Genomic DNA, 19,643 nt, shown 5'->3' on the forward strand with positions numbered 1-19,643 from the left:
GCGCCCGTTGCCGCGGCGATGCTGCGCATCGCCACCACAGGATGCGATTCCTCCCGGGGGTGAACCCCCGGGGTTCCTCGCAAGAGCACGCTGAAATGGGGCGTCAGGGAGCCTGACGATCGAGACATCATGGATACCAGCCCGTTGCCGCAGGCCGGGTTGAACGGCGTCTGCGATGACGGACCCACTGTCAAGGCCCCCGAAGAGCAGACCACCAGCACGTACCACGGCAAGGGTGACGCGGTGGCCCGGTACCGCGTGGCCACCTACGCCAACACCGCCCAGGCGACCGAGGCGACCCGAGCGCTCGCCGAGACCCTGCACGGCTGTGGCCTGAAGAAATACAGCGACGGCCGCTACAAGGGACTCACGAAGGGGAGTAACCACGTCTGGCTCGAGATCAGCGTCAAACGCTGGGAATCGTGGGTCGGTGTCCTGGACACGCAGTACAGTTCCACACCTTGATCTCCACGACGGCCACCCCTGGGCTGCACTGACGAACCGCCCCGCCCGGTGGATCGGGGCACTTCATGCCTGAGGCGCTCAGGAGGCTGGCCGTTCGTCTCGAACTGCCGGACTACGACTTCCGGCTGTTCGACTCCTGCACTCTGGTGCGCATGCACACCGATGGCACAGACACCACGGTTGGCATCGATTCGGGTGGCTTTATCGAGCAGTAGTGGCCGCGAAACCGCCTCAACCGCTGTGAGGTTGAGGGCTGGCTGCGGCGGATCACAAGGCATCCTGGGCCGTGATGCAAAAGGCGTCCGGGACACCAGGTCTGAACGGCGGCGTCACCAACGGGCGGCGCGCAGGCCGACTCCACCATGGTGACGCAGCGCCAGGACCGCAAGGCAGTGGGCGACGCGCATGGGCGGCGGGTGGCAGCCGCTGTGCGGGCGCGTGGCTGGAACGTTCACTTGTGGGGGTAGGGCGGCTATCCGCCCGCCGTGCAGGACGGCTTGCGCCGAACCGCACCGCGCTGCGGCAGTTCCCCGACCTGACAGCCGCGAGGAACGCATGTCCAGCACCGGCCCCGTCAACGCCCGTCTCCTCTTCATTGCGGCCCACGCCCCCACCCCGCCGTACTACGTATTCGGCGACCTGAAGGTCTGACCCCTCCCTGAGGTCCTCCACTACACCGGCCACGCCTCTACACCACCGCAGCGGAGCGTTCCACCTGTGCGCCGCGGCCGTGCAGGGCTGTCGGCGTGTAGCTGTCACGGGTGCCCAGCTGGAGCAGTTTCGAGCTGCCCCGTGGTGTGTATGGCTGCTGGGCGGCCGACTGGTGCCGGTCTTGGGGGTGGTGAGGGGTGGTCACCTCGTGAGCTGGTGTCAGCGTTCCCTGCCGCCCTCACACGGCCGCGCTTGTCATCGGTCTGGGATGTGAAGGCTTGTGTGCGGGTCAGCGTCTTCGTTTCGAAGGTGACGGGCCGTGTTTTTTGGGGACGTGTGGGTGATGGTGGGTGGCCTGCGTATGTGTGGCTGTCCCGCCTGGTGCCATGGGCGGGGTGTTCAAGGTGGGCAGGGCGGGCTCGGCCACGAGGGTGGGGGGTGTGCTGGGTCCGGCGTCTGGTCCTTCTGGGTACCCGGACGCCACCCGCGGTTGTGTTCTCCTCAACGGTCGTCGAACGGCTGGTGCGACGTCTGTGCCCGTATAGCGCCGGCTGCGTCCTGGCCGGTGGGGCGTGGTGGTCGTTGTCCGGTGAAGCCCCGGCTTGTGGCGCAGTCCTTGGGGGTCTGGATGAGTTAAGGGAATGCCGCCATCGCAGTGGAGCCTGGACGGACACTTGAGTGATCTCTCAACCTCCGGTCGAGCTACGAGCGGTCGTGTGGAGGGTCGCCCTGTCCGCACCTGCGACTGCCCCGCCCCGCGCCCGTGTCCGGGCGGGGGAGGGGAGGGGCAAAGGCGCTGGAGTTCTTGCCCGGGGAGCATCGGGATGCTCGTGGTGGAAGATCCGGGTCACGCAGATCCCGACGGCCGAGCTGCGCGCGGCGATCCGGTGTGATCGCCGTGGCGGCACGAGGGTGCGGGGGCTCGGGCGTCGGTGATCGAGGGTTACTGCGGGCGGATCTCGACGTGCCCCGCAAGCAGCGGCACACGATCGCCGGATCTTCTACTGGCTTGTCGCTGCCGGGCCCGCCAGGTCCAGTCTGGTCGATCAGGCTGGATCGGCGAGCGGCATCTGGCAGGGGCAACGGGCAAGGCGGCCGGAAGGCCCGTGTCCGCTCGGCGCCGTCGCTTTCGGGTGTGCCGGGAGCGAGCCGCGCGTTGAGGCGGTCCGCGCCGCCGCGCTGTCGGTTTGGCAGGGCTCCGGGACTGTGAAACGCTCATTTTATGGCATATCTGTCCCGCGTCGGCACATCGATCTCGAACGGTTGAGTCCGGCTGCCTGTCGTAAGTCCCCCGGATCCAGGCTCCCGTTCGGGAGTAAGGAACAGCTATGAGGGCGACTGAGCACGCTCACGACCGCGACGATCACAGTGACCCCACCTTGTACCGCACTCCGGCGGATGCCGTCGCCGCGCCCCCGGAGAAGCTCGCCTATGTCGTCGGTTTCGACCCGACCGCACAGCGCGCGGACGCGTTGTTCACCGTCGGCACCGACCCCGAATCCCCCGAATACGGCCGCGTGATCTCCCACGCGGAGCTGCCCGGCCTGGGCAACGAACTGCATCATTTCGGCTGGAACGCCTGCTCGAGCGCGCTGGCCCATGCCGGTCATCATCACGCTGCGCGGCGCTACCTCATCATCCCGGGACTGCGCTCCTCCCGGCTGCACGTCTTTGACACCGGCCCCGATCCCGCCCGCCCGCGCCTGGTCAAGGTGGTCGGGTCCGAGGAGTTGGCCACCAAGGCCGGATATTCACGTCCGCACACACTCCACTGCGGTCCCGACGGGGTGTTCCTGTCCTGCCTGGGCGGTGCGGACGGTGCGGACGGGCCTGGCGGCGTCGCGCTGCTGGACCATGAAAGTTTCGAAGTGCTGCGCGCCTGGGAGAGTGAGCGCGGACCGCAGCGGTTGGCCTACGACCTCTGGTGGCATCTGCGCCAGAACATCGCCGTGACCAGCGAGTGGGGCACCCCCTCGATGTACGAGGACGGCCTCGTCCCCGAACTGCTGCTGGATCGCCAGTACGGCCACGCGCTGCACTTTTGGGAGCTGGACTCCGGCCGGCATCTGCAGCGCGTCGATCTGGGGGACGAGAACCAGATGGTGCTGGAGCTGCGTCCCGCGCACGACCCCGAGGCAACGTGGGGGTTCGCACACGCCGTGGTCAACGTCGAGGACCTGTCGGCGTCGGTGTGGCTGTGGAACCGGGAGGGCGAGGACTTCGTGGTCCGCAAGGTGATCACCATCCCTGCCGAGCCCGCGCAGACGCAGGACCTGCCGCCGGCGCTGCAGCCGTTCGGCGCCGTTCCCCCACTTATCACCGACATCGACCTGTCGGTGGACGACCAATGGCTGTACGTATCCACATGGGGAACCGGCGATCTGCACCAATACGACGTGAGCGACCCGTTCCATCCGAGACAGACCGCGGCCGTGCGTCTTGGCGGCATCGTCAGCCGACAGCCGCATCCCGCCGAGCCGGACACTCCACTGACCGGCGGAGCGCAGATGGTCGAGCTCAGCCGCGATGGGCGGCGCGTGTACCTGACGAACTCCTTGTACAGCACCTGGGACGCGCAGTTCTATCCCGCAGGCATCGACCCGTGGATGGTCAAACTCGACGCCGACACCTCGCACGGCGGGCTCTGCGCCGACAGCCGCTTCTACCCGCACGGCCCGGACTTCCTGGGCTTGCACGTGCACCAGACGCGCCTGCAAGGCGGCGACGCCTCCTCGGATTCGTACTGCTACCGCAGCTGACCGCTTGTGCTTTGCGAGAGCCTGCTGAAGGTCGTGTTGTTCCGACTCGGCTCGGGGGACGCTATGTGCGAAGTGCGCCGAGGATGTGGCGGCGCATATCGGCGCAGCGGCGGGTCGCATCCGAGCACATCCGACGGAGCCGGTTCGCCCGGGCACTGCGCACGTAAGCCCGCCACCCTCGGAGGGAGCGGACATGTCCTTCGTGCTCTGCGCAGCAGGCGCGCACACGATCGACGCAACCGGGTGGCAGCTGCCCTCCACCGAAACGCTGGTGGCCGTGGTGCTGGTGGCTGTGGCCACTGTGGTGGGCGCCTGGCTGGCACGGCGCGGATCCGGCCGCTCGGCGCTTTTGCTGGCCTCCGCGTCAGGGATATTGCTGATCATCGCGGTTCTCGATCTTCTGCCCGACGCGTGGGACGAGGCCCATGAGGCCGGCCTGCCGCTGTGGGCGGTGCCGGTCACCGCGCTCGCCTCGTACGGGGTGATGGGTGCCGTGGTCCGTATCGGCTGCCCGTGCAAGCCAGGTCGCGCGGGCGGCGTCGGCGCGACATCAGCGCTCGCTCTGCACCGCTTCCTGGAGGGGTCGACCCTGGCACTGACCGCCTCGGTCGCCGTGGTGGCGGCGCTCCTCATGCACGCGGCCAGCGAGGGCCTGGCGCTGGCCGCTCTGCTGGGAGCGCAACCGAGGCGGCGCGTGGCTTTGTGGATCTCGCTGGCCTGCTTGAGCCCGGTCGCCGGAGCCTTCGTGGCGAGCGCTTCGCCCATCCCGGACGGCATCATGGCGCTGCTGCTCGCCTTCGTCGGCGGCGTACTCGCGCAGGCGGCGTGGGTGGCGCTCACACTCGCCCATCAGCAGCGGCCCGCGGACCGGCGAGTTCTCGGGATCCCGGCTGCGATGGCGATGACTCTCGCGGCCGTCCTCACCGCGCTCTTCGTCCTTGTCGGGACAGTCAACCGCTGAACACGACCTGTCACACGAGGGCGATGAAAGCCGCGGGAACCGGCGGGCACAGCCGTGCGACTCTCTGCCTTCGGCCCGCGAGCAGGCCCTGATCCACATCGCCCGCAAGCACGGCCGTGAGCTGCATCTTGTCCATCCCGCGCACACCACCATGGACTGCGCACTGTGCGGAGCGAGAACCAAGCACGCACTACCTCTCTCAGAACGTACCTACAGCGGCACCATGTGCGGAGCCGTCTCGCCCAGAGACAAGAACTCTGCCCGCGTGATGCTGGTCCGGGCTGGTCTCAACCCGGCTGGTGCTGATCGTGTAAGTGCTGCGAGGCCGCCGGCCCACAGCCGACGTCGGCGACGGCACGACGAAGCGGCGCCCGCCCGCCTGATGCCGGTGCATGACAGGCGGACCCTTCCGTTTCCCCGTGCAGCTCCTGGGAGCTCAGGTGCGGGCAACGCAGGCGCAGGGGACAGGGCGTTCTCTTTGCCGCATCGTCCGCATGTGAACAGGAAGTCCACGCCGTTGCTCCCCTCACCTGTGTACAGGCTGCCCGCGTGGTCGGGTGCAGGCGGAAGACCTCGGAGCGGTCCGGGGTCTTCCGTTTTGTGCGCAAGGTGGTGCGTGTTTCAGGCTGCTGCCCGTACCGTCTCCTCCGGCGCATCGTGGTCGGCCACCACCCGCCGTCGTCGTACCGGAATGCCCAGTGTCGGGTTGGCGACACCCCAGGCTGCGCCCTTGCAGACCAACTCCTTGTAGCGGACCGCGAAGCGGCCGGCCAGGGTGCGGTCCACGGAGCGGTCGTCGGCGGTGACGAACTGGATCAGCCCTTCCTTGCGGCCGAGCGAGATGCACTGGTTGAAGTAGCGCAGCGGGGAGCTCGCCGGCGTGCCGCCACTGAGGCGGGCCGCGATGGAGTCCGCGGCCCGCCATGCCATGGGGGCGCCCGAGGCGCAGGACATACGCAGTGGCTTGTCGCCGGCGCCCAGGGCGTGAGCGGCGTCGCCGATCGCGTACACGTGCGGGTGCGAGAGCGAGCGCATCGTCGCGTCGACCACGATTCGGCCGGTGTCCGCGAGCTCGAGGCTGGTGGCCTTCGCCAGCGGGTGGACCGCGAAGCCCGTGGTCCAGACGGTGACAGCGGCCGCAAGGGACCGGCCGTCCGCGGTCGTGACCCGGTCCGCCTCGACCCCGGTCACCGGCGCGTTCTCGTACACCGTGATGCCGAGCCCGTCGGTGACCTTGCGCAGGTGCGTGCGGCCCTTCGGGGAGAGCCAGTCGCCCAGTTCGCCGCGCGCGGCGAGCGCGACGTCGAGGTCTGGGCGGGCCTCGGCCACCTCCGTGGCGAACTCCAGTCCGGTCAGGCCGCCACCCACGACGAGGACCGTCTCGCCCCCGGCGAGCTGGGCCAGGCGCTCGCGCAGCCGGAGCGCGCCGGGGCGGCCCGCGATCTGGTGGCCGTGCTCGGCGACGCCCGGGACGCCGCCCGCGTTCCATCCGCTGCCCAGGGCGTAGACGAGGGTGTCGTACGACAGTTGTTCCGGGCCGTCGGCGCTCTTTACAGCGACCGTCTTGCGGTCCACGTCGATCGACGTGGCCTTCGCGAGCTTCAGCTCGACCCCCGTGCCCTCGAACATCTCGCGCAGCGGGCGCGACGTCAGCTCCTGGCCCACGGCCAGCTGGTGCATCCGGACCCGCTCGACGAAATCGGGTTCGGCGTTGACGAGGGTGATGGCGACGTCCTGGCGGCGCAGCCGCTTGGCGAGCCGGCCGGCCGCGATCGCTCCGCTGTAGCCGGCGCCGAGGACGATGATGCGGTGCTGCATTTCTTGGCTCCTGTCTGCGCGGGTCCGGCGCCTTGTGGCCCGGTCACGCCCCTTGAACCGGGCAGCCCGCGGATTCCTGACAGAACAGGAGTGTGACCTGAGTCACATGACGGTTCAGAGGGCTTCGGCCAGGACCGGAGTACCGAAATCGCCCGCGGCCCACCGCTGCGTCGCGCGCTCCAGCTTGTCCGGGTTGACCTGGCTGCGGACCGCGACGATGCCCTCCCGCGTCCGCTCCAGGCACATGATGCCGAAGACACGCCCGCCGATCACCGCGACGACCGCGGGGCCGCCGTTGGCGGTGGCGGCGTAGAGGTCGGGCGAGCCGCCCACCAGATCCCGCTTGGCCTGGGCCGGCTTGAACAGCCCGCGCAGGAACTTCGCCACCGCGAGTGCGCCCTCGAAGGCGCTGGCCCGGGCCGGCACCTTCCCGCCACCGTCGCCGACCGCGATGGCGTCCGAGGTGAGCAGCCTGATCAACGGCCCGGTCTCACCACTGGTCGCCGCAGCCAGGAACTCCTCGACGACACGGCGCGCGGCCGCCTCGTCGATCTCGGCCAGTGCCCCGCCGGCAGCCCTGCCCGAAGCCGCCCCGTCAGCAGCACCCCCGCCCGAAGCCGCCTGCGCCACATGCTTCTTCGCGCGATGGAAGATCTGCTGGCTGGCCGCCTCGCTGAGGTCCAGGATCGCGGCAATCTCCCGGTGGGAGTAGGCGAACGCCTCGCGCAGCACGTACACCGCACGCTCGTTGGGCGAGAGCCGCTCCAAAAGGACCAGCACGGCGTACGACACCGACTCGCGCTGCTCGGCCGTCTGAGCCGGGCCCAGCATCGGGTCCCCGTCGAGCAGCGGTTCGGGCAGCCACTGGCCGACGTATTCCTCGCGGCGCGCACGGGCCGAAGTGAGCTGGTTGAGGCAGAGGTTGGTGAGCACCTTCGTCAGCCAGGCCTCGGGCACCTCGATGCGCTCGACATCGGCGGCCTGCCAGCGCAGATAGGTCTCCTGTGCGGCGTCCTCCGCCTCGCTCGCCGAGCCGAGCATGCGGTAGGCGATGGCCTCGAGACGGGGCCTGGCCGCCTCGAACCGGTCCACGTCACTCAGGGTCAGGGCCATGCCAGGATCCTAACTACTGATTTCGTCGAGCGTCATCGCCGGACTGTTCGAGGCCCGCGCCGCACACCCTGATCGGCCCATCCTCTGGGCCATGGAGGAGATCAACGACGCCGGACAACGCTGGAGCAGCCCGGCACCGGACGGCAGTCACCGGTGGCGGCGACCCTGCCCGGCCTGTGGATTCAACGGCGACGTGTTCGGCGATCTCACCGCCGAGGACTGCTCATGCCCCAGTCAATGCGGAGGGGCACCCATCGACTGTCCGCACCCCGACCAGGCAGTCGTTGTCTGGCTCGCCGAGTCGTTCTCCTGCCCCTTGTGTGGACTGACCCTGACCCACGGCGACGAGCTCGAAGCGGCAGGCAGCGAGACCGGCGAGATCCGAGAGACGAGCGCGCCTGCCGGCGAGGCGCGTACGGCCGCCCGTAGAGAGCACCGGAGATCAACTGACGGCTCTCGGGCCTACCTCGGCGATTTCCCGAGTCGCCCCGTCAAGGGCGCCCACGGCGTCGCTCCAGGGAACACAGATGGGCCCCAGCACGCTGCCGGGGCCCGTCCGCGCCACATGAAGCGCACCGTCAGGAGACGGCCTTGAGCACCTCGCGCCGCCTCGCGTCCTCCTTGCGCAGACGCTTCGCGGCCAACTGGTCTTGGTAGTCCTCAACCGCCTGGTGGTACCTCTCGACGAAGCCGGGGGAGTTGAGCCGCTGGCCGGCCAGCCGCTCGTGCTCCGCGTCGCACTGCTCGACTGCTGCACAACCGGTCTCGCCGCGCAGCCTTGCGCTGACCGCAGGTCAGGGTCTTCAACTGTTGCGGGTTTGGCTTAAGCAGGCTGGTTGATGCTGCTTCGCGTCATCGGGACGGTTCCTTGGAATCTGCCACCCTTTTCAACCTATCTCGTAACGGTTTCCACTGGTTTTGAGTGGGAGTGTTCCTCCTTCTCTGCGTCGTGGGATGTCGGCGGTCGTGGTTCTCCCGTGCGCTGCGGTGCCGCTCGGGGTTGGGGGCCTCGGGTGGATCGACGGGACGTGGTGAGGCCGTGTCCTTGTGTGATGGTCGTTCGTTAGGCCGAACGGAGCGTCGGGTGCCCGGGGGTGGCCGCTGCGGGGGACTGACCGGGATCGTGCGGGGAAACGGGGGTGGCTCAGTTGATGGCGACGGCCACCTGCACCGCCTTCCGTGGCGTGGTGGAGGGCAGTGGTGACCGGGTCGGGCAGGGCTTGCTGTTCGAACGGGTGGGTTTTCTGGCCGAGTTGAGCCGGGAGCTGACGGGTGCTCTGGTGGTGTCCCGGTGGGACGAGGCCTCGCTGGACGTGCTGGCCGCCGGGGTGGACGAGCGGAGCGAGGCGCTGCCGTCCAAGGGGTGGATGGCGCTGCGCCGCCTCGACTGGCCACAGACCGTCACACCTGTGGCGGGGGTGTATGTGTCGGACCGGGTGCGGCGGGGGGCGGAGGAGTACGCGGCCAGGACGCTGCGGCTGGCCCTGCACCGGCGCAGTATCGTGACCGCGGTCCTGGCCAGCTGGCCCGCCGATCCGCGGCGGCGCAGTGAGGCGGAGGGGGCGGCGCTGCGGGGGCTGCTGCCCGCCGGGGTGAGCGGTGCCGAGATCCGCAACCGCACCCGGCAGATCCGCGCCTACCTGGCCGAGCACGGGTGCCTGCCCACCGGCTTGTGCGCCTTGGAGGGCCCGCCGCAGGTGGCTTCGCAGGTGCTCCTGGCGGCGATGGACCGCCAGCAGGTCAGCCTTCAGCGGGTGGATGAGACCACCGCCCGGCTACGGGTCAAGCTCCCAATGAATGCTGTCCCCGCCACGGGCCGGGACTGGGCCTGGCACGTGATCGACATCCGGCTGCCCGGCACTGTCCCCGTGGACGCGGTGCTGCACACCCCGGCCCTGCGCCCCACCCCACAGGGCCGGATCGCGGTGGATCTGCCGCACTCCCGGCCCGCCCCGCCCGTCAAGGCGAGCGGGCATACCGTGGCACTCGGCTTCGACTGGGGCGTCAACACCCTGCTCACCGGCGTCCTCGGCCGCCTCACCGGCACAGGACGGAACCGGCGGGTTCTCACCGACGGGCGGCCTCTGGTCTTCGACGCCACCACGATCAGTGCCGCCCTGCACCGGCTGCGCGGCGTGCGCGAGCACCTCGCCGCCAAACGCGATCACCACCGGGCGCTGGCGGACGGGCTCGGCTCCCCGCACCGTCGCTGGGGCGAACACCTCGACAGGGCGCGGGTGCTGGAGGTCGAGCACGGGCGGGTGTGCGCCCGGATCCGGCACCTGAACCACGCGCTGGCCTGGGCGGCCGCCCGCTGGGCCATCGACCAGGCGGCAGCGCTCGGCGCGAGCGTCCTCTACCTCGAAGACCTCACCACCCTGGAAGCCCGCGGCCACCGGCGCGGCAACGCCCGCCTGTCCGGACAGGTCCGCGGCACCGTCGCCGACGCGATCCGGCATCTCGGTGCGCGGGCGGGTATCGCGGTGGTCACCGTCCCGGCCCGCGGCACCTCCAGGCTGTGCCCCGGCTGCCTCGGCAAGTTCACCCACCACCCCGGCCCCGACCGGCTGACCGAACGCGGCTGGAAATGGGCGCACTGCACCCGGTGCGGGCTGTCGATGGACCGTGACCATGCCGCCGCCCGCCGGATCGTCTCCCGCGGCCTGCTCGCCCAAGCCCACACCACCACCGACCGCACCACCCGCACCACCCGCACCATCCGCACCATCCGCACCATCCGCACCACCGTGGACGGCACCGTGACCCAAGTCCGCCGTCCGGAGAAGACCACCCGCCGCCTGCGCCGCCAACGCCAGGCCGAGCAGGCACCGCCCCGCCCCAACGGCCCGAAAACCAAGACCACTCCGGGCAAGGGGCGCCCCACCCCCGGCAGGCCCACCGGCCCTCAGGGCCGAGACCCCCGGCACGCCGACCCGGGGCAGGTCCCGGGCTCGAAGACTTCCCGCCGTATGCCCGATGTGCGTACGGTCCCCGCCACCACCCCCACCGGGATGGTCCAGCGTCCGGCGGGGCATGACACCACGACACCAGCCCCCTCCGGGCCGGTGCCAGGTCATGGAGTACCCGCCCACGCCCAGGGAGAAGACCTTCTTCCCCCCGGACCCAGGCGGCTCTCACGCAGAACCTGTCGACGACGCACCCGCGCCGCCGAGCGGACCGGCTTCCACCACCTGCACGCCACCCAAGTCCACCCCCTCACCCCGAGGATCGGACCACCGGACGGCAACCGCACACGGCCACGCCGCGCCCGAAAAGCCCGGAAACCCCAGGCACACACAGAGTTCTAGAGACGCTGGTTCGAAGGGCTGGGGCATGGCTTTGGAGATCAAGCCGATCGGGGAAGTGGTCGAAGGCCGCATGGAGGTCGCTGATGACTACTGGGGTGGCGTCGAGTCGGTGATCCAGCTCGATGAGGCCGAGTTTCCCCTCGACTCCGTACAGGGCCTTGCGGAGTTCTCGCACCTGGTTGTGGTGTGGCACTTCGACCAGGCCTCGCCTAGTGATGTCGAGTACCGCGCCCGAAGCCCGCGCGGGAACACCCAGTGGCCGGCTACGGGCACGTTCGCCCATCGCAACCACCGACGCCCCAACCAACTGGCACAGAGCTTTCCCCGACTGCTCAAGGTCGATGGACTCAGCTTGAGGGTGACCGATCTGGATGCGGTGGTGGGCACGAAGATTTACGACCTGTCGCCGTACTTCACCGAGATGGGGCCACGCGGGACGGTCCACGAACCGGCCTGGCCTGGCGAGATGCTGGCCGACTACTGGACGGACAACTCCTGACAGCGCCTTGCGAGGGCGTGAGGCTCAGTGCGCGCTGCCACGAGCGCGAACGGGCGCCTGGAGCCCGCCGGAAGCCGGCAGGTTGTGAGTCTCACACCCCATCTCCGCAGGCAGAGGAGATTAGCTGTGGGGCTGTGGGGCTGTGGGGCTGTGAGGTGGCGCAGCCGTGCTCCCGGCGCCCTGGTCCTGCCCGCCGGCGCGGAGAGCGCTGACTGCCAGTTCACCTCGATGCCCGCTCTCCGCCAGGACCGCCACCGTGGCTACGAACCCTTCGGACAGGGCAGCCATGACGGCGTGACTCAGGCGGAAGCCGGGCGGGCGGGTTCAGCGCCGCATCGTGCGGGCCCGTGCTCAGAGGGAACAGGAAACCGGTGTGGCGGTCAGAAGAAGACGGCGATGGCCGCGAGAGGAAGTGTGGTGTGCGGCCTTGCCGTTTTAGATGAGGGCCAGGGCGAGTACGGCCTGGTCGTCTCCCTCGGAGGTGGCCGACCAGTTCCTGGTGTCGGTCTCCAGGAACGCCACGACCGCCTCCGGATCCGTCCTTTGTGTGCCGCGGAAGTGTTCGGTGAGCCGTTCCAGGACGGGGTAGAAGTCGCCGTTGCAGTTGCGGGCCTCGCTGATGCCGTCCGTGTAGAGGACGAGGACTTCGCCGGGCGGCAGCCTGTGCAAGGTCGTCAGCCCCGGGACGGGAGAGAGCTCCTTGAGTCCGAGGGGGAGTGCGGGGGCTGTCGCCAGGATGCGGGCGCCGTGGGGGCCGACGGCGATCGGGGGCGGGTGGCCGCGGTCCATGATGCGTACGGTGTCCTGGTCGAGTTCCAGGACCAGTGCGGTCACGAACAGCTCGGGGTCGCCGACCGTTCTGCGTGTCACGTTGCGGTCGATGCTCAGCTCCAGCCGGTCCGCCAGGAGGGGGAGATCTTTCCATTCGTGCGCGGACACCCGGAAACCCCCCAGGACCGCGGCCACCGCCTGCACCGCGTCCAGTCCCTTGCCCCGCACGTCGCCGATGATCGCCCGTACTCCGAACGGCGTCTCACACACGTCGTAGAGATCACCACCGACCAGCGTGCCTCCCTCCCCGGCTGTGTAGTAGGCGGCGGCGCGCACATGCCCGATCCGGGGCGGTACGGGCCGCAGCAGGGTCCGCTGCAAGGCCTCCGCCACCGAATTCGCCCGGATCAGATGCCTCTGCGCGCGCTCCCGCTGCACAGAGAGCAGGATGCTGACCACGCCGATGAGGAATGTCGCCACATACAGCGCCACATGGTGCTGCTCGTCGAAGTGGCCCGGACGTCGCCACGCCATCAGCATCTGCAGTCCTAGACACACCACCACCGAAACAGCGGTGCCCCTGGGCCCGCGCGTCGCGGCGACCAGCGGGGGAACGCCCGTGAGCAGGAAACTGACCGGCTCACGCCCGCCCAGGGCGGCCTCCGAGATCAAGTCCAGGCCCACCGCCGCGAACGGCAGCCACCACACCCACCCGCGGTTCCACACAGACAGCCGCCCACCCGGCGAAGAGGATTCCAAGGACACCTGCGCACTGTAGAACCACACCACCCGCCCCACCGCCCCGGCACGCGTGGCTGTATCAGCCAGCTGAGGCCTGTTGTCCGCGCCGGGCGCCGACGCTCATCGGCCGGAGCCGGTGGTGCCGGGCGGCGGAGGGCCGCTGGTAGACCCAGAGCTCCGCGCCGCTGCCGCCGGAGTCGACCATCACCGACCCGGGCAGCAGGTCCCATGCCTCCTAGATGGGCTTCTGGCGCAAGGGGTTCCCTCCGGCGCAACGCCCACCGGGCTCAGGGGGTGCTCCTGGGCCGGCTCAGCCCACGGTGACGACGTGGGATTCGGCATCGCGCGCTCCATCGCGTGCTGATCCACGTTGTGGGCATGACCGCTTCCCCCACATCGAGGATGAGTTGCCGACGGCGGATCATTCGCCGGCCTCAAACTCATGCCTCGGGCTCGGCTGCGTGCGGGCCAGGAACCGGCACCAACTGCGAGGCGAATCGGCCTTCGGCCGTCGCCGCTGCCGCGCGCGTGGCTCTGCGCGCTGAAGTCGTCGAGTTGAAGGAACAGGGCATCGCGGAACTGGCCACGGCGATCCGCAGACTCGCCGGCCTCCGGTGAACGCCGGCCCCCCGAGGCCGATGCCGAGCAGCGTGCCGGCCATGGAGGTGCGGCTGGTGCCGTCGGCGGCGTGGGCGGCTTCGGCTACGCACAGCAGGGCGGTGCCGAGCAGGCCGAGTGCGGCGGCCAGCGTCCTGCGACGGGTGAGCCGGCGGCCGTCCACGACACGCCTCGCGCTGCGCCCCACCCGCGACATGGCCCCTGACCTCGCAAATCACGTCGGGCGAGGGAGTGTTGGCCGATGCCGATGCCGATGCCGATGCCGATGCCGATCGAGCGGACGGGCTCGGGCGGGAAGGGCAGCGGTGCGCGGCGTACGAGGTCGAGGCGGCGCGTTCGTCGGCGAGCAGGTCGAACATCACCCCGGCGCCGAAGCGCGAAGCGCCACCAAATTCCAAGGTCAGAGTACCTAGCCCAGCTGCGGCGTGCTGAGTGCCGGATGGCGAAGCTCCGCTGCACCGCTGGATTTGGCTGCGTTACCTCGAAGGGTTCACCCCCGTGTGAGCTCGGCCGGGGAGATCGGAGAACCGAGGATTCGCTCGGCCGCGCGGTGCCCTGAGTGGAGCGCGCCGTGGACGGTAGCCGGTTCGCGCCCCCAGGTTGCTTCTCCCGCGAAGTGGAGAACGCCGTCGACAGGTCCTGCCATCGCATCGTGATCGTCGTGCGAGGAGCCGACGGCGACGTAGGAGTACGAGCCGAGGGCGAGAGGGTCGGCGCCCCAGCGTGTGATCCAGTGCGCCACGGGCTCGGGGACGGAGTCGCCGTAGATCTCGCGGAGGGACCTGAGCACCGACGAGACCACCTCTTCATCGGTCTTCTGCTCGATCTCCCGCCCCCAAGCACCGCCGGCGAAGGTCAGCAGCATCGGCTTGCCGCTTACAGCGGAGACGTCGTACCAGGAATGCCAGGGGACGCCGGCCCGGCCGTGCTGCCGGATTACGTAGACATTGTCCTGCCAGAACCGGTCTGGAAACTGAAGGAAGACTTTGTTGAACACGCCCATTCCGAGTCGAGTGATCGGTCCCGCTACGGCTTCGGGCAGAGCGGGGGTGAACTCGATCGTCCCTGCTTTGAGCACGCCCAACGGGACTGTGACGATCACGTGGGCGGCGTCGAAAGACTTTTCCTCCGTGTCGACTCGTACCCCTGTGGCCGACCTGGTGATGGCGGTCACGGTCATGCCCAAACGCACGTCGAGGCCTTCCACGAGTGCCCGGGGAAGAGCGTCGTAGCCACCCGGGAAGATCACTTCGTCACCTTCGATGGTGTCCTCGTCGAGGGCGTGAGCGGCGACCTGTTCGATCTCTGCGCCGCATTGTTCCTCCGTGCGATGCCGATAGAACGCGCGGACCCGTTCGGCGCGTTCGGGTTCCCAGCCGGTTGCGGCGAGGGCGCGTTCGGCCGCTGTGGCATAGCTCTCGTCGGGGCCGGACGCCGCGACGGTCAGCTGGAAAAGGTCATCTGCCGTGTCGACGTCGATGGTCCATTGCCGCGTTGCGTCGTCGTCCAGCAGGCGCCGCGATTCGTCGTAGTCGGCGATGGGCCGCCCGCCGGCCTGGAAGCTCCCGACTGTGAACTCGTGTGTCTCCATCTCGAGCGCGGTGACAAGTTCCGTGAGTGGGTTGCCGGTGAGGCCATGGATCCATGAGGCGCCGCGGTCGACGGAGAACCCTGCTGTGCGGTCCGTCCAGATCCGCCCACCGACACGGTCCCGCGCCTCAAGCACGACCACACGTTGTCCTGCGGCGTGAAGCAGTCGAGCTGCGGTGATGCCGGCGATTCCCGCGCCGACGACGATCGTGTCCATCATCTTCTCTCTTCTCCAGGGACCTCAAGGTCGGATCTGCATGTCGGGCGTCGGAGGCAGGCGTGCCGTCGACGGTGCGGTTGGCTTGGGCCAAAAAGGCGGCGGTGTGCGGCGTACGGGGTCGAGGGCGGTGCGGTGGCCGGCCGGCAGATCGAGCTTCACCTCGGCGCCGAATCGCGAAGCGCCGACGCCGAGCCCGGTGTCACCAGGTGTGGCCGTGGCCGAGTTGGTTGAGGGCCAGGTCGAGCATGTCGGCGAAGAAGTCGGCGGCGGTGGTGTCGATGCACAGCGGCGGCTTGATCTTGAGGATGTTGAGGTGGTCTCCGGTGGGCTGGACGATGACGCCGAGGTCGAGCATGCGGTTGCAGAGCTCGGCGGTCTCTTCGGTGGCCGGTTCCAGGGTGGTGCGGCCCCTGACGAGTTCGAGGCCGAGGTAGAGGCCCGAGCCGTGGACGGCACCGATGATGCCGTAGCGGTCGGCTAGTGCCTCCATCCGGCGCTTCAGATGGCCGCCGACGCGGACCGCGTTGCCCTGGAGGTCCTCGTCGCGCAGGGTGTCCAGGACGGTGAGGCCGACGATGCTGGAGACCGGACTGCCGCCGGTGGAGGAGAAGAAGTAGCCCTGCTCGCGGTAGCGTTCGGCGACCGTCTTGGAGGTGATGACGGCACCGAGGGGGTGCCCGTTGCCCATTGCCTTGGCCACACAGACGATGTCGGGGATGACCTCCTGCTGTTCGAAGCCCCAGAACCAGTTCCCCAGGCGGCCGTAACCGACTTGGACCTCGTCGGCGACGGCGAGGCCGCCGTGACGGCGCACCGCCGCGTACACCTGCGTGAGGTAGCCGTCGGGAAGGGCGACTCCTCCGGCGTTGCCGTAGAAGGTCTCGCCGATGAACGCTCCTGCCGGGCGGCCCGCGGCGGCCAGTTCGTCGATGAAGGCGGCGGCTTCGGGCCCGTAGCGCATGGCGTCGGCGCCGCGGTGCCGACCGCGGTAGGAGTTGGGCGAGTCCACGGTGTGGACCCAGCTGGGGCGGGTGGCCAGGGCGTTGGGGTTGTCCTGGAGCGAGGTGGAGACCGCGTCGGAGGCGTACGTCCAGCCGTGGTATGCCTCGCGCAGTGCGACGACATCGTGCTGTCCGGAGGCGCCGATGGCCAGCCGGAGGCCCAGATCCACCGCCTCGGAACCGGAGTTGACCAGGAACACCGTGTCCAGAGGTTCGGGAAGGAGGCCGGCGAGACGTTCGGTGAACTTCACCACTGAGGCGTAGTGGAACCGAGAGTTGGTGTTGAGCCGTCGCAGCTGCCGGGAGACCGCCCGCTCGACGCGGGGATGGGCGTGGCCCAAGGGGGTGACGTTGTTGACGATGTCGAGGTACGCGCGGCCGTCGGTGGACAAGAGATGATGGCGCCAACCACGCTCGATACGGGGAGGGTTGGCGTAGTAGTGCTCCTGCACGGTCGCGAACACGGCGTCGCGCCGGTCGAGCAGGTCCGTCCCCTCAGCGAGGCCGGTGGCCGCGAGGCCGAGGAGCGGTGCGGGGTCGGTGGTGAGCGGCAGCCAGCCTGAGGCGTACTCGGGACGTACCAGCGCAGGGACCGCGGGACCGGCAGCGGCACGCAGCGCGACGTGGATCGAGGCTCCAGAGGGGAGGTGCGCGATGTCCTCACGCGCCTGGACCGATGCGCCGACAGAGAGGAGAGGTCGCACCGTAGACGGGAAGGACAGGGTCAGCACCCGTGAGCCGTGGGCGATCTCGACCTGGCCCCAGTCCGCCACGAGGACCGCGCCCGCAGCGGGAGCCTGTGCCACGGTGGCCCGACCGAGCCACAGGTCGATACCGGTGGGCACTGTGGCTGCAGAAACGGCTGACAGTGCCGGGGCCTGGGTGAGTCGCGCCTGGGCATACCGTGTGGCGACTGCGGCCGCGCCGTCCGCGAGCGCGGTGGTCACCAGCCGGGCTTCGGTGCCGGAGTCGATCCAGGCTCCGTCGTCCATGGCATCGGCGTCGGTGGACAGGTCGACGAGGACGATGTCGGCGGCGGCGAGGTCCCGGAGAAGCGGCTGCGGCGGTGAATCGGCCCGAGCGGGTACGCCGGCCAGACCGGTCGCATCCTTGACGAGGTGGATCATCACCGGAAGGGGCAGGCAGGTGGCCTGCTCGAATATGCGCCACTCGCGGTCGAGCGCCGCCTTGGCATAGGCGTTGTCCCCGTCGACGGCGGCCTGGTGACGCCCGCTGGCGACCAGGCCGGCGGCGCGCAGGACCACGAGTGGCCACAACGCCTCCGCCTCCTGCGGGGAGAGCGGCCGGACGGTGTGGAAGGCGCGGATGGCCGGCAGTACGTGGTGGGGTTCGACCCCGTCGTGGTGGAGCATCGAGGACAGTGACACGGCGAGTTCGCCGACCGCCCAGCTGGTGGTCACGTCACCGAAGTCGATGACGCCGTCCGGCATGGGGGGCCGACTGCCGGGCGTACGGATCAGATTGTCGTCCGTGAGGTCCAGGTGCACGGCCTGGGACGGCAGTACATCGGCAACCTGCTGGATGCGTGCCCACGCTTCGGCGGTCGCGGCGCGGACGGCGGCGCGCCGCTCGGGCTCGCCGATGTGCCCCGCGAGCTTGGCGACGACGCGGTCGGCGTACTGCAGGTCCCATTGGAGTACACGATCGAGGCCCGGGTGCCGGAAGTCCCGCAGCGCGGTGCTGACTTTTGCGACGATCGTGCCCATGGCCGCCACGGTGCTGGGGGAGAGGTGCCGGGGTCCCGAGAGCGTTCCGCCGGGCAGACGCCGCAGCAGTCTTGCGACGGCCGGCCCGCTCTCGGTGTCCACCGCCGTACGACGCGGGGAGCCGTCAGGACGCCGCAGGACGGTGGCGACGCGCAGTTCCGGGTGCGCCGAGGAGACCAGGTCGGCGGCAGCGTCCTGGGCTTCGATCTCCACAGCGCCGAAGGCCGGGTTGGCGATCTTCAGAACGGCCATTTCCGCCCCGTTCTTGTCGCGCAGCAGGAAGTTGGCGTCCTGCTGGCTTCCCAGGGCCTCCGCGTGTGCGTCGAACTCAAGGTGCTGAGCAGCGATGCGCTCGGCGTCGGCCGGCGTCACCCGCGGTGCGGGAAGGGCGTCCTCGGTGAAGAAGTCGATGGTGCGGTGCTCGTCGTGCGACATGCGGAGTTCCTCGGCTCGTACGGGCGGGCTGGGCTGCAACGCTCCGGTGCCCTCAGTCGACGTGCCACAGGAAACGGTGGGTGTGGATCGCGAAGTAGGGGAAGTTCTCCACGGATGCGACACCCTCGACGGGCCGCACGACATCGTTGATGAAGTCCAGAAGATCCCGAGGCTGAGCGCACACAACCTCCGCGAACAGATCGAAGCCGCCGGACGTCAGGACCGTGTACACGACCTCCTCATGCCGGGACAGCTCATCGGCCACAGCCCGGGGATCGCCGTCGACACGCAGCCCCAGGAGCGCCATCGCCTGCTGGCCCATTGTCATCGGATCGGTCACCCCGACGACCTGGACGGCTTTGGCGTCGATCATCCGCTGCAGCCGGAGCCTCGCAGCCGAGGGCGACAATCCCACCTTCGGTCCCAGATCTGCATAGGGAATCCGGCCGTCGACCTGCAGCTCCCGCAGGATGGCCCGATCGATGTCGTCCATGAAGCACCTCTCACTCTTCCCTAAGCAGCAGGCACTGCGCTTGTTTCAAGCACAGTGTCCGATCGTGACGCTCGAATCAAGTCCGTTGGCGATCGAATCGCGAGTGTCGAGGACGCTGGGCGTGCGAGAGCGCCTGAGAACACCTGCCGCAGGAACTCGGCTTCGGCTCGGGTATGACCTGCTGGCGCCGCCTGGGCGAGTGGACCGAGGTCGGCATGCGGCCCCGGCTTTACGAGGTCTCCTTGCCGAGCTCCGCGGCGCGAACGCCCTGGACTTCTCCCGGGTTGCGGTCGACGGCTCCCACATCCCGGCGTTAAAGGGGGCCCCAGGGCCAGACGAAGCACTGTCGACCGAGGCAAGACGGGCAGCAAACACCACCTAATGGTGACTCACGGGGCCGGTGAAACCTGAAGCACCACCGGGTCTGGAACCCTGTGATCAGACGGGTTCACCGGCCCCGTCATTGTGGTGGT

At 69.4% G+C, this 19,643-nt stretch carries 12 protein-coding genes and 2 pseudogenes; 8 read left to right on the forward strand and 6 right to left on the reverse strand.

The genetic code is table 11. The features are described from left to right. The first annotated feature begins 129 nt into the window (after positions 1-129). From ACWFR4_RS45065 to ACWFR4_RS45085, 5 genes and pseudogenes are all read left to right on the forward strand, one after another. Entirely contained in the window at positions 130-465 is a 336-nt protein-coding gene (locus ACWFR4_RS45065) for a hypothetical protein (RefSeq protein ID WP_453657346.1), read from the forward strand. A gap of 65 nt (positions 466-530) precedes the next feature. Then, entirely contained in the window at positions 531-680 is a 150-nt protein-coding gene (locus ACWFR4_RS45070) for a hypothetical protein (RefSeq protein WP_453469956.1), read from the forward strand. Positions 681-2,444: 1,764 nt separating this feature from the next. Beyond that, positions 2,445-3,875 carry a selenium-binding protein SBP56-related protein gene (locus tag ACWFR4_RS45075; protein ID WP_453657348.1) on the forward strand — a complete coding sequence of 477 codons (1,431 nt, stop codon included), beginning with the start codon at positions 2,445-2,447 and terminating at the stop codon, positions 3,873-3,875. Between the two features lie 193 nt (positions 3,876-4,068). Next, positions 4,069-4,836 carry a hypothetical protein gene (locus tag ACWFR4_RS45080; RefSeq protein ID WP_453657350.1) on the forward strand — a complete coding sequence of 256 codons (768 nt, stop codon included), beginning with the start codon at positions 4,069-4,071 and terminating at the stop codon, positions 4,834-4,836. 79 nt (positions 4,837-4,915) lie between these two features. Beyond that, positions 4,916-5,182 (forward strand): annotated as a pseudogene (locus ACWFR4_RS45085) (zinc ribbon domain-containing protein); the annotation flags it as partial. A 275-nt stretch (positions 5,183-5,457) separates the two neighbouring features. On the opposite strand, the gene ACWFR4_RS45090 reads toward ACWFR4_RS45085, so the two are convergent. Both ACWFR4_RS45090 and ACWFR4_RS45095 read right to left on the reverse strand, forming a co-directional pair. Next, the gene (locus ACWFR4_RS45090) at positions 5,458-6,654 is read right to left on the reverse strand and encodes an NAD(P)/FAD-dependent oxidoreductase (protein WP_453657352.1); all 1,197 of its coding nucleotides are present in this window, start codon (positions 6,652-6,654) and stop codon (positions 5,458-5,460) included. A 114-nt stretch (positions 6,655-6,768) separates the two neighbouring features. Beyond that, on the reverse strand, positions 6,769-7,767 hold the full coding sequence (locus tag ACWFR4_RS45095; RefSeq protein ID WP_453657354.1) for a sigma-70 family RNA polymerase sigma factor: 999 nt from the start codon (positions 7,765-7,767) through the stop codon (positions 6,769-6,771). Positions 7,768-8,906: 1,139 nt separating this feature from the next. Between ACWFR4_RS45095 and ACWFR4_RS45100 the strand changes: the two genes are divergently transcribed. Next, positions 8,907-11,075, forward strand: a complete 2,169-nt coding sequence (locus ACWFR4_RS45100) for a zinc ribbon domain-containing protein (RefSeq protein ID WP_453657356.1) — start codon at positions 8,907-8,909, stop codon at positions 11,073-11,075. A 25-nt stretch (positions 11,076-11,100) separates the two neighbouring features. Next, the gene (locus ACWFR4_RS45105) at positions 11,101-11,574 is read left to right on the forward strand and encodes a TrmO family methyltransferase domain-containing protein (protein WP_453657358.1); all 474 of its coding nucleotides are present in this window, start codon (positions 11,101-11,103) and stop codon (positions 11,572-11,574) included. A gap of 435 nt (positions 11,575-12,009) precedes the next feature. On the opposite strand, the gene ACWFR4_RS45110 is transcribed toward ACWFR4_RS45105, so the two are convergent. From ACWFR4_RS45110 to ACWFR4_RS45125, 4 genes are all read right to left on the reverse strand, one after another. After that, a complete protein-coding gene (locus ACWFR4_RS45110) occupies positions 12,010-13,110 on the reverse strand; it encodes a PP2C family protein-serine/threonine phosphatase (RefSeq protein WP_453657360.1) in 1,101 nt (366 codons plus the stop codon). Between the two features lie 1,084 nt (positions 13,111-14,194). Continuing rightward, positions 14,195-15,514 carry a flavin monoamine oxidase family protein gene (locus ACWFR4_RS45115; protein WP_453657362.1) on the reverse strand — a complete coding sequence of 440 codons (1,320 nt, stop codon included), beginning with the start codon at positions 15,512-15,514 and terminating at the stop codon, positions 14,195-14,197. Between the two features lie 199 nt (positions 15,515-15,713). After that, positions 15,714-18,677: an aminotransferase gene (locus ACWFR4_RS45120; RefSeq protein ID WP_453657364.1), complete on the reverse strand. Its 2,964-nt coding sequence runs from the start codon at positions 18,675-18,677 to the stop codon at positions 15,714-15,716. 52 nt (positions 18,678-18,729) lie between these two features. Beyond that, on the reverse strand, positions 18,730-19,170 hold the full coding sequence (locus ACWFR4_RS45125; RefSeq protein WP_326715418.1) for an Lrp/AsnC family transcriptional regulator: 441 nt from the start codon (positions 19,168-19,170) through the stop codon (positions 18,730-18,732). A 137-nt stretch (positions 19,171-19,307) separates the two neighbouring features. Here ACWFR4_RS45125 and ACWFR4_RS45130 point away from each other — a divergent pair. Continuing rightward, positions 19,308-19,572 (forward strand): annotated as a pseudogene (locus tag ACWFR4_RS45130) (IS5/IS1182 family transposase); the annotation flags it as partial. Positions 19,573-19,643: the final 71 nt, after the last annotated feature.

The organism is Streptomyces sp. NPDC055140, from assembly GCF_053607285.1.

Bases quoted from the DNA above. Each gene is read 5' to 3' on its own strand.
- ACWFR4_RS45075 (WP_453657348.1), top strand. From the start codon at position 2,445: ATGAGGGCGACTGAGCACGCTCACGACCGCGACGATCACAGTGACCCC.
- ACWFR4_RS45095 (WP_453657354.1), bottom strand. From the start codon at position 7,767: ATGGCCCTGACCCTGAGTGACGTGGACCGGTTCGAGGCGGCCAGGCCC.
- ACWFR4_RS45080 (WP_453657350.1), top strand. From the start codon at position 4,069: ATGTCCTTCGTGCTCTGCGCAGCAGGCGCGCACACGATCGACGCAACC.
- ACWFR4_RS45115 (WP_453657362.1), bottom strand. From the start codon at position 15,514: ATGATGGACACGATCGTCGTCGGCGCGGGAATCGCCGGCATCACCGCA.
- ACWFR4_RS45090 (WP_453657352.1), bottom strand. From the start codon at position 6,654: ATGCAGCACCGCATCATCGTCCTCGGCGCCGGCTACAGCGGAGCGATC.
- ACWFR4_RS45120 (WP_453657364.1), bottom strand. From the start codon at position 18,677: ATGTCGCACGACGAGCACCGCACCATCGACTTCTTCACCGAGGACGCC.
- ACWFR4_RS45070 (WP_453469956.1), top strand. From the start codon at position 531: ATGCCTGAGGCGCTCAGGAGGCTGGCCGTTCGTCTCGAACTGCCGGAC.
- ACWFR4_RS45125 (WP_326715418.1), bottom strand. From the start codon at position 19,170: ATGGACGACATCGATCGGGCCATCCTGCGGGAGCTGCAGGTCGACGGC.
- ACWFR4_RS45105 (WP_453657358.1), top strand. From the start codon at position 11,101: ATGGCTTTGGAGATCAAGCCGATCGGGGAAGTGGTCGAAGGCCGCATG.
- ACWFR4_RS45065 (WP_453657346.1), top strand. From the start codon at position 130: ATGGATACCAGCCCGTTGCCGCAGGCCGGGTTGAACGGCGTCTGCGAT.